This is a genomic window from Hasllibacter sp. MH4015 (genome assembly GCF_020177575.1).
Lineage (GTDB): Bacteria > Pseudomonadota > Alphaproteobacteria > Rhodobacterales > Rhodobacteraceae > Gymnodinialimonas.
Genome location: NZ_JAHTBK010000001.1, coordinates 1,503,265 through 1,514,776, shown reverse-complemented (window position 1 = coordinate 1,514,776; position 11,512 = coordinate 1,503,265). Strand labels below are relative to the sequence as shown.

Here is an 11,512-nt window from a genome sequence, read left to right as displayed (position 1 = left end):
CATGAGCTACGACGTCCAGTCCATCCGCGCCGATTTTCCGATCCTGTCGCGGGAGGTGAACGGAAAACCGCTGGTCTACCTCGATAACGGTGCATCCGCCCAAAAGCCGAAAGCGGTGATCGACGCAATCACGCAAGCCTATTCGATGGAATACGCCAATGTGCATCGCGGTCTGCACTACCTGAGCAACCTTGCGACCGAGAAGTATGAGGGGACACGCGGCATCATCGCGCGGTTCCTGGGGGCGCGCGATGAAGAGGAGATCGTGTTCACCACCGGCACGACGGAGGCGATCAATCTGGTAGCATATGGATGGGCCATGCCGCGGATGGAGGCGGGCGACGAGATCGTGCTGACGGTTGCGGAGCATCACGCAAATATTGTGCCGTGGCATTTCCTGCGCGAACGTCAGGGGGTGAAGCTGGTCTGGGTTGACGTGGACGCCAATGGCGATCTGGACCCGCAGGCCGTGATCGACGCGATGGGACCGCGCACGAAGCTGGTGGCGATGGCGCACATGTCCAACGTGCTGGGAACGGTCTTCGACGTCAAAACGGTCGTGGAGGCCGCCCATGGGCGGGGGATCGCGGTGTTGATCGACGGCAGCCAATCGGCGGTGCACATGCCGGTCAATGTCGATGTGATCGGCGCGGATTTCTACGCGATCACCGGCCACAAGCTCTATGGCCCCAGCGGGTCGGGCGCGATCCATATCCGCAAGGACCGGATGGCCGAGATGCGGCCCTTCTTGGGGGGCGGCGACATGATCCGCGAAGTACATCGAGACGAGATCACCTGGAACGACCCGCCGATGAAGTTCGAGGCGGGCACGCCGGGCATCGTACAGCAGATCGGCCTTGGCGCGGCGCTCGAGTACATGATGGGCGTCGGGATGGAGAATATCGCGGCCCACGAAGCGGACTTGACCCGCTACGCGCGCGGGCGGCTCGACGGGCTGAATTGGCTGAGCGTGCAGGGCAAAAGCGCCACGAAAGGCGCGATTTTCAGCTTCACGCTCGATGGGGCGGCCCATGCCCACGACATCTCTACCGTGCTCGACAAGAAGGGGGTGGCAGTGCGCGCGGGGCATCACTGCGCGCAACCCCTGATGGAGCATATGGGCGTCAGCGCCACCGCGCGCGCGTCCTTCGGCATGTACAACACGCGCGAGGAGGTCGACGTCTTGGTCGACGCGCTGGAATTGTGCCACGAGCTATTCGCCTGATCGCGGCCCGGAACGCTCAGCTATCCGGCGTGATAAGACCAAGGCCGCGCAGGTAGATCCCGATCCCGGCCTCCAAAAGGTCTTCGGGCGGGAAGGGGGCGTTGGCGCCGGGGCGACCACGGGCGAACAATTCCACGACCCCGTGGCTCATGGCCCAGATATGAGCGGAAAACATCGACGGCGGCGGTCGCTTTTCGGGCGGAATATTCTCTGACAACGCCTCCGCCGCGCTTTCGAGCACCGCACGCGACCGGCCCGCGGCGGCGGCCAGTTCCGGGGTGGCGTTCTGGGCGGTGCCACTTTCGAACATGGCCATGTAATGCCCCGGAAACTTGCGCGCGAAGGCGAGGTAGGCGCGCCCCGTCGCCTCGAACGCCGCAAGGGCGGAGGGTTGGCCGGAATCGAAGGCGTGCTGCATCAGATCGGCAAAAATCTCATGCCCTTGGCGGGCGCATTCCACGATCAGATCCTCGCGCCCCTCGAAATGGCGATAGACAGCCGCCGGCGTCACGCCCGCGTTCTTGGCCGCCTCCGACAGGGTAAAGCCGGTCGGGCCCTTCTCCTCGATCAGGCCGAGGGCTGCATCGACGAGGGCTTGCTTGAGGTTGCCGTGGTGGTAGCCGCGTTTGGGCATGGATCAGTCCCGCGCGCCCGGGTCCGACCACATGTCCGGCCCGCCGGTGATTTTCGGATCCGGTGCGCCGACCAATTCCTTGTCCTTCCCGTCATAGTCCAGGTGTTGCAACACGGACCGGATCACCGCCAACCGCGCGCGGCGCTTGTCGTCGGATCGGATCACGGTCCAGGGCGCGGCCTGGCTATGGGAGCGGTCCAGCGTTTCCGCGATGGCATCGGAATATTCCTGCCATTTCTGTAGGCCTTCCACGTCGATCCAGCTGAGCTTCCATTGCTTCAGCGGGTCGCCTTCCCGGTCGAGGAACCGGCGCAATTGTTCGGCACGACCGACGTTCAGCCAGATCTTCGTCAGGTGGATACCATCGTTGGCCAGCGTGCTCTCAAAGCCGGGGAGTTGGGCGAAAAACGTCTCTCGCTGCGCATCGGTGCAAAAACCGAACACCTTCTCCACCACGCCCCGATTGTACCAGGATCGGTCGAACAGACGGATTTCACCCGCGGACGGCAGATGCGGCACGTAGCGTTGGAAATACCATTGGCCGGCCTCCCGCTCCGTCGGTTTGGACAGCGCCACGACACCCGCGGCGCGCGGATTCAGGTTTTCGCGGATACGCTTGATCGCGCCGCCCTTGCCGGCGGCATCGCGGCCCTCGAACACGACGGCGACGCGTTGTTCGGTCTCGCGCACCCAGGCCAGCATCTTTACCAGTTCGATCTGGAGCGCCTCCAAATCATCCTCGTAGTCGCCTTTGTCCATCCGCTCCTCATAGGGGTAGGACGGGTCGAGCATACGGCCCTTCTTGGCATCCTTGATCTGATCGCGCACCCAATCCGGCGCGAGGTCATCGAAATAGGCGCTGATCGCACCGACATGCTTGTTGCTCATATGCGTGCCCGCCTCTGAGGGGATCGCGTGATCGCGAATGTTATTCCCTATTACATTAGGGACTCGGAGGGCTTAACGCAAACCCGACGCGACGCTCAACCGGTCGATTGCGTCGACAATTGCCTCCGGATCGGCGTGGTGGGGCATGTGACCCACGCCTTCCATCACCACCAGATTGCCGTTCGGCACCGCGCGCGACAGCGGCTCGGAATGGATATGCAGGCCGACGGTTGCATCGGCGTCGCCGTGCAGGATCTCCATCGGGGCCGTGATCTCGCCATATCGGGATGCCATGTCCTCGATCTGGGGCAGCAGGCTCGCCCGCTGGCGCGCGTTTTCCAGAAGGGAGAAGCGGCGCAGGGTCAGGCCGGGGCCGAAATGCTCCGCATAGCCATCCGGGGCCGTCTGCGGCGCGAAGACGCCTTCGATATTGGCCGCAACCACGCTGTCGGGCACCCAGGCCGCCAGCAGACTGGCCATGATCGGCCCCGAAATCGGGTGAGACAGAAGCGTGTAATACGTGCCGATCCCGGTATCCCAGGGGTGCGATGCCCCGGCCAGGATCAACAGCCCGGAGACATTCTCGGGCCGTTCCAGCGCCCAGGCAAGCGCGATCGCCCCGCCATAGGAATGGCCGACGACGATGGGCGCATCGGCCCCGATGGCCGCGGCGGCATCGGCCAGAAGCCTTGCCTGATCCGCAGCCAGCGCATTGGGCCCGATCATCTGCGTATAGCCCAGGCCCGGGCGGTCGAAGGCGATGACGCGGTAATTGCCGCTCAACCGCGCGAACATGTCGAAGGTCCAGTCGTTCACGTTGCCCGATGATCCGTGGATAAGCACGACAGGCGGCCCTTCGCCCGCCTCCACGTAATGTACGCGGGTGCCGTCAACCTCCACAAACTGTCCCGCGGGCGGGTATTCCGCCTCCGCCGACGCTTGCCGGGCGGACGCGCGCCAAAGGGTCAGGCCCGCGAAGACGATGAGCGCGATGAGAATCCAGAGCATCAGTTTCACGCGCGCAGATCCGTGCTTGCCAGGCCGATCTGCTCCATATCGAAGGGCGTCGTCAGATACACTTCGGACACCCAATTGCCGTAGAGCAGATGGGCATGGGACCGCCAGCGGTTCATCGGATCGCGCGTGGGATCATCGGCGGGGTAGTAATTCACCGGCACATTGATCGGCGTGCCCGCATCCACGTCGCGGTCATATTCCTGCTTCAGCGTGTCGCTGTCATACTCAAAATGGTTGAAGACATAGAGCGCCCGGTGCGCGCGATCTTCCACCAGCGCGGGGCCGACTTCATCGGACGCGATCAGCGTGGTCAACCCGGCCTCCGCAATCTCATCGGCGCGTATCTCCGTCCAGCGGCTGACGGGCATCAGCACATCATCGGAAAAGCCCCGCAGATAGGGGGAGGCGGGCGCGAGGTTGCGGTGCCGGAAACAGCCGAAGGACTTGGCGTCCAGCATGTGTTTCTTGATCCCGTGGAAATGGTAGGCCATCGCCATACCGCCCCAGCAGATGCCGAACGTCGAGTGCACATGGGTTTGCGTCCAGTCCATGACCGATTTCAGCTCGTCCCAATAGGTCACGTCCTCGAACGGCAGATGTTCTATGGGCGCACCGGTAATCAGCAGACCGTCGAATTTCTCCCCGCTGGCCTGAACCTCGGCAAAGGGGCGGTAGAACGCCTCCATGTGCTCGGTGGAGGTGTTGCGGCTTTCGTGGTCCGACATGCGGATCAGCGAGAATTCGATTTGCAGGGGCGAGGCGCCGATCAGGCGGGCAAATTGCGTCTCCGTCTGGATCTTCTTGGGCATCAGGTTCAGCAACCCGATGCGCAGGGGGCGGATGTCCTGCTTGGCGGCCGTTTCCTCGGGCATGACCATCACACCCTCGCGCGACAGCACGTTGTAGGCGGGGAGCGATTGCGGGATCTTGATGGGCATGGATCAGGGCCGTCGATGAAGTCTTCGGAAGGGCGGATTTAGGCGGTCGCGGCGGCGCTGCCAAGGGCGGCGGCAATCATCTCTTCGGCATCCGTGGCGTCGCGCACCTTCTCCACGTCCTGCGACGCAACGGAAATCCCCCAGTTCCGCGCCATCGCCTCATAAAGCGGTGCGCGGTGGCGGATCACACGGGAAAAGGCGTGGATCGCGAAAGCGTCGGGATCGACATCCGCCTCGGACAGCCCGGTGTCGGTTAGGTATTCGGACCAGAGTGCATCAAGCATGTCGGGCCGGTAATAGATCGGTTTCGGATCGGCCTTGAAGCGCCGGATCAGCTCCGCGTCGTGACCATCGGGGCTTTCGATCCAGACCATCAGCGTATGGGCGCTGAGCGTGCGCAGAACCTCGTCCTGCGGATTGCCGGGCTCCACCACCTCGCAGATGGAACCGCCGGTGTCGCAGATGAAATGACCGTAGCCATAAAGCTCCCTCGCGCGGTGGATGAACGGCACGGTGTCGAGCAGCGCATTGACCTCCGCCCGACGGTGCAGGGCCTGGCGGCGCTTGTATTCCACAAACGGCAGGCCACCCCTGGACGGATCGCCCGGTTTGCCCAGGAAGGTCGAGAGCGGCGCGAGATTGCCGAAGGTGATGTTGGAGCCGATATAGATACTGTCGGACCGGAAAAGACGCGCCAGAAGCGGCACCTTCATCGCCTCTTTTTTCAAATTGTCGGTTATGTGCTCGCCCATATAGGCGGTGCCGATCCGGTAATCGACCGAATAGTGGAACCAGTCCCCGCGCTGCCGCAACAGGTTGGACAGCACCGTTTTGCCGAGCCCCGACATGCCGAAGACCGCGACCCGTTTGTCGGGCGCGGCACGGAAGGCTTGGGGGCTGTCGTAAAGCAAGGTCATGGGCGGTTGCTTGCCACGGGTTTCCCGCCCAAGGCAAGCGCCGTGGATGCAACAGGCTTCATATCCGGTGCCGTTGCTGGATGTCGTGGGGTCAAACTCGCCGGCGGCCCCGAACCCAGCCAAGCACACGCCCATCCAGGATCAGAAGCCCCAACGCCAGAAGGCCGAACCCGGCAAAGGCGGAGGGGGCAAGCTCCTCCCCCAGCACCAGGGCACCCAGGACAATCGCGACCGGCGGGATCAACAGCGTGGTCAGCATCGCGTTACCCGACCCCGCCATGGCCAGCACCCGGTAGTAAAGCAGGTAGGCCACGGCCGTGCCCAGAATCGCGAAATAGGCGATGGCGGCATAGGTCTGGGGCAGGGTGGGCCAGCTTGGCACCCCGTCGATCAGGAATGCGGCGGGCAGCAGGATCAGCGTTGAGCCTGTGAGCATTCCGGCGGCGGAGACCTGGGGCGCCAGGCCCGACATCGTCTTGCGTGCCCATGCCGCGGCAAAGGCGTAGGAGATCGTGCCCCCGATCACCGCAAGCTGCGCCAATGACCGGATGTCGAATTGCCGGAAACTGTCCAACCCAATGGCCACAGCCACGCCAAGGAAAGCGACCAGCACACCGATGCCCTTGCGCAGGGTCAGGCGTTCGTCAGGGAACACCATCGCCGCGACCAGCACCCCGAAGATCGCCGTGCCTGCGTTGAAGATGGAGGTGAGGCCGGTTTCGATGAATTGCTGCCCCCATGCCATCAACGCGAAGGGGATCACGTTGTTGAGCAATCCCATCACCAGGAAAGCCGCCCAGATCCGCCACTCCGTGGGGATCGCGAGGCGGCGCAGCAGGACATAGGCCCAAAGGATAAGGCAGGCCCAGAACACGCGGTGCGCGACAAGGGTGAGGAAGGGGATCTCCTCCAGCCCCACTTTGATGGCAAGGAAGGATGCCCCCCAGATCGTGCCTAGAAGGGCAATCTCCGTCCATGCGCGGGGGCTGACTTGGGTCTGGGTCATGGGACCTGTCTAGGGCGCGTTTCTGCGCCCCGCGACCCGGAACATGCGGATGGGGCAAAGAAAAACCCCGCGGGCCGATTGGCGCGCGGGGTTGGATGTCTACAGTTTTGTTCAGATCAGAAGTTGTAGCCGATCCGGAAGCCGACACCGAAGGCACGGTTGTCCGCGAAGGTCGCGCCGACACCTTCGGTCGTCGCGTCACCGAGGAAGGTGTAGTTGAGCCCGCCCGTCAGCGTCACCTGGTCCGACAGGTCGTAAATGCCTGCGACCGACACGCCGATCTGACCGTCCGTGGGCGACAGGTTCGATGCGGGCAGGCCGCTCGACGCTTCATAGGAGATGGTGCCGACAACCGCGAGTTCCTCGCTCAACCGGCGCGCAGCCCCAATGGAATAGGCCCAGGTGTCGTTGTCGTAGTCGATGGTTCCCAAGCTCGATTGGGTGTTGATCATCGTCTCGGTCCAATCGGTCCAGCGGATCGAGGCCAGAACCAACGTGCCTTCTGCCACACCGGTCTGGAAATCCAGTGCCAGCGATTGCGGCATGGTGTATTCGCCGGTCTGCGTGGCGCCGACGGTAAGCGCGTTCGGGCCATTGACCGTGATTGAGTTGTCGTGCGTGGTCGCCGAGGTGTAGGTCAGGCTTGCCCGCAATGCGATGTCCGGGATCTCGTAGGCCGCGCCGACGACGTAGCCGAGCGCTCCATCGGCCGCGTAATCGTTCACGTTACCCACCGAAGCAACGCCCGTTTCCGCCGACATGCTGACGTAGCGCAAGCCACCGTAAACGCTGATATTCTCGTTGAATTGGTACTGGCCCAAAACGCTCAGCGCGTTGCCGGTCAACGATGCGGTAAAGCCCTGAACGGGATAAGCCACGGACGTGTTGGTGTAGTTGACGTCTGCGCCGTAGGCGTTGCTGTAGATCAGCGCGACGGCGAAGGTATCGCTGATCTCGTGACGATAGGCAAAGCCGGCATTGAAGTAATCGTCCGCCATGTCGCCCGAGGTGTTTGGGCCAAGCGTACCGGTCACTTCCGGAATCACGGCAGAGAAACTGAACTCGAAGTAATTGCCGTCCTCGAAAAGCGGCGACACGTTCAAAATGCTGCGGTCAAGGCCACCGGCCTGGGCGAGCGATGTGGTTGCCAGAAGCGCGGCGGCGGCGGTAATTGTAAAGCGGGTCATGGTTGTCCTCCCCGACAGGTGTCCCGAATGTCTCTTGCACAAACTATGGGCGGAAAAGGGCCGATCCGGTCAATTCTTCCCCAGCGTCACGGGGCCACGGACGGCGCAATGGGCTGCGCCCTGTGTCCGAAAAGCGACAGTTTTGTTACAGCGGAGGGCGTGGCGGCGCGGATCGGCTGCGTCGGTGCTCCGCCAGGATGTTGATGTAATTGGCCCCGAAGATCAGGACCGCGCCGATCAGGACACCGATTTCCAACGGCTCTGCATAGAGCGCCATGCCGACGATTGCGATGGCCGGAAGGCGCACGAAGTCGATCGGCATTACGACCGATGCGGGGGCAAGCGACAGGGCGGTGGTGATGCAGAAATGCGCGGCAAGTCCGCCCAGGCCGATCACGATCACCCATGGCAGGGACGCCAGGGACGGCAACGCCATGTCCCCGTCATAAAGACAGGCAACCAGGCCGAGGCCGAGCTGGATCACCGTAAGCCAGAACAAGATGCAGGTGATCGACTGGTCCCGTGTCAGCCGCTTGGTGAAGATCGCCGTGATCGCAAAGAAGATCGCCGCCGTCCCCGCCGCCACCATCCCCGCAGAGACCGGCACGACACCCGGGCGGACCACGAACAAGACGCCGATGAAGCCGAGGAGACCGGCAAGCACCTTCACTGTTGTTAACCGCTCCCCCAAGAAGATCGCGGCCAATGCAATGATCCAGAGCGGTGAGGTGAATTCCAGCGCGAAGACCTGGGCCAGCGGGATTATTGTCACGGCCCAGAACCACAGGTTCTGTCCTGTGAAATGGGCGATGTTGCGAAAGACATGGGTGCGCATCCGGTTGGTGCGGATTTGCGTCAGGGTTCCGGCGAGGCCGCCGATGAGGACGACAAGGATCAACCCCACGATGGAGCGGTAGGTCATCAGCTCGAACGTATCGAGTTCCACCGACGCTTCGCGCCCTGCGATTGCCATGGCGGAGAACGACACGACCGCGCCGATCATCCAAAGCGCGGCCACAGGCACGTTCGAGGGGGCGGGATCGTCCATGGCGCGACCTTACGGCGACCCGCCGAAATGGCCAGAGGGAGGGCGGGGAAAAGCGTGGACGACGACTATAGCCCGTTCGCTTTGGCCGCGTCCCAAAGCGCGTCCATCTCCTCCAACGTGCTGTCTTCGGGACTTGAAGATCGCGCCGCAAGCTCCTGTTCTATATAGGCAAACCGACGCACGAACTTCGCGTTGGCCCCGCGCAGGGCCTCTTCCGGGTCGACCTTCAGGTGCCGCGCGAGGTTGGCCATGACGAACAGGAGATCACCCATCTCTTCCGCGACCTTGGCTGGCGGCAGCGTGTCGCGCGCGTCGGCCAGTTCCTGAGCTTCCTCGGCGATCTTGTTGATAACCATATCAATTTCCGGCCAGTCGAACCCGACCCGCGCGGCGCGTTTTTGCAGTTTCTCGGCCCGCATCAGCGCGGGCAACCCCAGCGCGACATCCGCCAGCACACCGCCCCTGGCTTTCGCCGCGCGCTCCGCTTCCTTCACAGCTTCCCAGTCACGCACCTGCTGCTCGGCGGATTTGGCGTTACTTTCCGAGCCGAAGACATGGGGATGGCGGGCGATCATCTTGTCCCCGATGGCCCGCGCCACGTCATCGAAATCGAACAGCCCTTCATCCTCTGCCATCTGCGCGTGGAACACGGATTGAAACAGCAGATCGCCCAATTCCCCCTTCAACTCCTCCATATCCCCGCGCGCAATGGCGTCGGCGACCTCGTAGGCTTCCTCGATCGTGTAGGGGGCGATGGAGGCGAAGGACTGCTCTACGTCCCAAGGGCAGCCGTGCACGGGGTCGCGCAGCCTTGCCATGATGGCGCGCAGGCGGGGCATCGGGTTAGTGGGCAGGGCTGTCATGGCGCACCGAATGCGCCATGCACAAGGTCAGAGCAAGCGATCAGAACCGAAGACCGACGCGAAGTCGGGCAGCTTCCAGCTCAATCGTCCCCCTCTGATTAAAGGGAGCCCCGAAGTCGGCGGATACTTCCGTTTGAGTGTATTCCAGACCCACGATGACGTTATCGTGCACCGCATATTCGGCGCCCAGACCGTAAACGGTACCTGTCCCCAAAGCTTGCGCACCGATATAGTTGAGGTCCAGTTCCGCATGTCCGACCGTGCCGTAGACATGGATGCGATCAAAGGCATAGCCGAGCCGTGCCCGCACTTCGGTCAGGTTGTCGAAGGTGTTTGCCGGATTGCTGTCCAAGGTGCTGGAGTAATCCGTGAACGTGATCTCGCCGCCGATCACAAAGGATCCATGTTGATAGTTCACGCCAACATAGGCACTGGTCGGTGTCTCATCTGAAACGCCGGTTCGGCTCTGAACCGCACCCGTAGTCAATGATGAAAGAATACTTTCCCCGGTCACGGAGCCGTAGGCCACCCCGCCGGTCACGCCGGTCCAGTTGTAAGGTTCGTCGGCAGCCGCGAAGCCGGTCGATGCGATCAATGCGGCAGCGGCAATGCGAAAATGTGTCACTTGAAAATTCCCCTAGGTTAACGACCGCTTGGCATTATCTGCCGCGAAAACCGCTTTGGCGGCAAGAAAGGGATGGGTCTTACGGTCGATCTTGTGGATGCAAGTGTCCGAATCGCAACATGTAACCTTCCTGCTTAGGGCGATGACCAGACCTGACATCCCGGATCGTGGTGCAATCTGCCGCAGGATAGCGTTTCGAGACCATACGCTTAGCGACCCATGGCGGTCATCCATCCTGTGTCCCCGCACGCGATGGCGTTGATGACCTCATTGGCCTCTTTAATGTCCTCGGCACGACGGAAGCAATGGTCTGCTACAGAGCGAGGGCGCGGCAAGGGCGGCGGGTTTCGCTTCATTGGAAAAGGCCCGGCGCGACAGCTAGGCCTTGGCCATCGCATCACGAAGCCTCAGAACTTGAAGCCGACCCGCAGGCTGATCACCTGAACGTCCGATTCGATGCTCAGGGCTGGGTTGTTGTCAGCCTCACCGAACGTGTCGGAATAGGAATATTCGATCCCTGCGAAGAAATTGCGCGACAACATGTAATCGGCACCGATTCCAAAGGCCGGGCCTGTCTGGTCGTAGTTAGTTCCACCATCGTTGAACGAGGTCTGGGCAAAACCGACAAAACCGTAGAGCAACAGGTCGGGCATGACGACATAGCCGACGCGCCCACGCACCTGCAGGACATCATGCTGGATCGAATTCGGGAACGCAACCAGCGGCGCTTCGAGCATCTGGTAGTTGAGTTCAGCACCGTAGACGATATTGCCGGACTGGAAGTTGTACCCGATAAACGCCCCCGGCTCGGTCGAATCTTCCGAGTCGAGAGGGCCTCCAGCGTTTCCAACCCAGTCGTAGCTGACCGCCCCAAAGCTGAGGCCGCCATAGAAGCCCGACCAATCGGCGACCCGCTCGGGCACGATCACGGGTGGGGCAGGGGTGCGGTCAACAGGTCCGCTGGCGAACGCGGCGGTTGCGGAAACAGACAGTGCAGTGACAGCGGCAGTCAAAAGTCGCATTGAAAATCCCTCCTTAATAATAGGAAGTTTTTGGGTCATTCGACAGGCTCAGGCAATAGTGGGGCTGGACTTTCCTTGCTGCTATTGCATTTTTGGCACTGGTCCGACGACCCTGACCACCATTCCCCGCCTCGGAGTTGCC

At 62.3% G+C, this 11,512-nt stretch carries 12 protein-coding genes; 1 reads left to right on the top strand and 11 read right to left on the bottom strand.

Going from position 1 to position 11,512, the window contains the following annotated elements; all coding sequences use genetic code 11:
• The first annotated feature begins 1 nt into the window (after window position 1).
• Window positions 2-1,225: a cysteine desulfurase gene (locus KUW62_RS07890; protein ID WP_224814944.1), complete on the top strand. Its 1,224-nt coding sequence runs from the start codon at window positions 2-4 to the stop codon at window positions 1,223-1,225.
• A 16-nt stretch (window positions 1,226-1,241) separates the two neighbouring features.
• Here KUW62_RS07890 and KUW62_RS07885 read toward each other — a convergent pair whose 3' ends face one another.
• The 11 genes from KUW62_RS07885 to KUW62_RS07835 all read right to left on the bottom strand — a co-directional run bounded on the left by KUW62_RS07885 (window position 1,242) and on the right by KUW62_RS07835 (window position 11,409).
• Complete coding sequence (locus KUW62_RS07885; RefSeq protein WP_224814943.1) at window positions 1,242-1,859, bottom strand: TetR/AcrR family transcriptional regulator; 618 nt, start codon at window positions 1,857-1,859, stop codon at window positions 1,242-1,244.
• Window positions 1,860-1,862: 3 nt separating this feature from the next.
• Window positions 1,863-2,747 (bottom strand): polyphosphate kinase 2, encoded by an 885-nt coding sequence (gene ppk2, locus KUW62_RS07880; protein ID WP_224814942.1) that lies wholly within the window; start codon window positions 2,745-2,747, stop codon window positions 1,863-1,865.
• Window positions 2,748-2,819: 72 nt separating this feature from the next.
• Window positions 2,820-3,755 carry an alpha/beta fold hydrolase gene (locus tag KUW62_RS07875; protein ID WP_224817071.1) on the bottom strand — a complete coding sequence of 312 codons (936 nt, stop codon included), beginning with the start codon at window positions 3,753-3,755 and terminating at the stop codon, window positions 2,820-2,822.
• 5 nt (window positions 3,756-3,760) lie between these two features.
• A complete protein-coding gene (gene metA / locus KUW62_RS07870; protein WP_224814941.1) occupies window positions 3,761-4,702 on the bottom strand; it encodes a homoserine O-succinyltransferase in 942 nt (313 codons plus the stop codon).
• Window positions 4,703-4,740: 38 nt separating this feature from the next.
• On the bottom strand, window positions 4,741-5,613 hold the full coding sequence (locus KUW62_RS07865) for an ATPase (RefSeq protein WP_224817070.1): 873 nt from the start codon (window positions 5,611-5,613) through the stop codon (window positions 4,741-4,743).
• A gap of 97 nt (window positions 5,614-5,710) precedes the next feature.
• The gene (locus tag KUW62_RS07860; RefSeq protein WP_224814940.1) at window positions 5,711-6,625 is read right to left on the bottom strand and encodes a DMT family transporter; all 915 of its coding nucleotides are present in this window, start codon (window positions 6,623-6,625) and stop codon (window positions 5,711-5,713) included.
• A gap of 116 nt (window positions 6,626-6,741) precedes the next feature.
• The gene (locus tag KUW62_RS07855; protein WP_224814939.1) at window positions 6,742-7,812 is read right to left on the bottom strand and encodes an OmpP1/FadL family transporter; all 1,071 of its coding nucleotides are present in this window, start codon (window positions 7,810-7,812) and stop codon (window positions 6,742-6,744) included.
• Between the two features lie 145 nt (window positions 7,813-7,957).
• Entirely contained in the window at window positions 7,958-8,860 is a 903-nt protein-coding gene (locus tag KUW62_RS07850) for a DMT family transporter (protein ID WP_224814938.1), read from the bottom strand.
• 65 nt (window positions 8,861-8,925) lie between these two features.
• Window positions 8,926-9,723: a nucleoside triphosphate pyrophosphohydrolase gene (gene mazG, locus KUW62_RS07845; protein WP_224814937.1), complete on the bottom strand. Its 798-nt coding sequence runs from the start codon at window positions 9,721-9,723 to the stop codon at window positions 8,926-8,928.
• A 40-nt stretch (window positions 9,724-9,763) separates the two neighbouring features.
• Entirely contained in the window at window positions 9,764-10,348 is a 585-nt protein-coding gene (locus KUW62_RS07840) for an outer membrane beta-barrel protein (protein ID WP_224814936.1), read from the bottom strand.
• A 407-nt stretch (window positions 10,349-10,755) separates the two neighbouring features.
• Window positions 10,756-11,409: an outer membrane protein gene (locus KUW62_RS07835; RefSeq protein ID WP_224814935.1), complete on the bottom strand. Its 654-nt coding sequence runs from the start codon at window positions 11,407-11,409 to the stop codon at window positions 10,756-10,758.
• Between the last annotated feature and the right edge of the window lie 103 nt (window positions 11,410-11,512).

What these genes read in the sequence shown, in the direction of transcription:
- KUW62_RS07890 (WP_224814944.1), top strand. Translation starts at nt 2, where the DNA reads ATGAGCTACGACGTCCAGTCCATCCGCGCCGATTTTCCGATCCTGTCG.
- KUW62_RS07885 (WP_224814943.1), bottom strand. Translation starts at nt 1,859, where the DNA reads ATGCCCAAACGCGGCTACCACCACGGCAACCTCAAGCAAGCCCTCGTC.
- ppk2 (WP_224814942.1), bottom strand. Translation starts at nt 2,747, where the DNA reads ATGAGCAACAAGCATGTCGGTGCGATCAGCGCCTATTTCGATGACCTC.
- KUW62_RS07875 (WP_224817071.1), bottom strand. Translation starts at nt 3,755, where the DNA reads ATGCTCTGGATTCTCATCGCGCTCATCGTCTTCGCGGGCCTGACCCTT.
- metA (WP_224814941.1), bottom strand. Translation starts at nt 4,702, where the DNA reads ATGCCCATCAAGATCCCGCAATCGCTCCCCGCCTACAACGTGCTGTCG.
- KUW62_RS07860 (WP_224814940.1), bottom strand. Translation starts at nt 6,625, where the DNA reads ATGACCCAGACCCAAGTCAGCCCCCGCGCATGGACGGAGATTGCCCTT.
- KUW62_RS07855 (WP_224814939.1), bottom strand. Translation starts at nt 7,812, where the DNA reads ATGACCCGCTTTACAATTACCGCCGCCGCCGCGCTTCTGGCAACCACA.
- KUW62_RS07850 (WP_224814938.1), bottom strand. Translation starts at nt 8,860, where the DNA reads ATGGACGATCCCGCCCCCTCGAACGTGCCTGTGGCCGCGCTTTGGATG.
- mazG (WP_224814937.1), bottom strand. Translation starts at nt 9,723, where the DNA reads ATGACAGCCCTGCCCACTAACCCGATGCCCCGCCTGCGCGCCATCATG.
- KUW62_RS07835 (WP_224814935.1), bottom strand. Translation starts at nt 11,409, where the DNA reads ATGACCCAAAAACTTCCTATTATTAAGGAGGGATTTTCAATGCGACTT.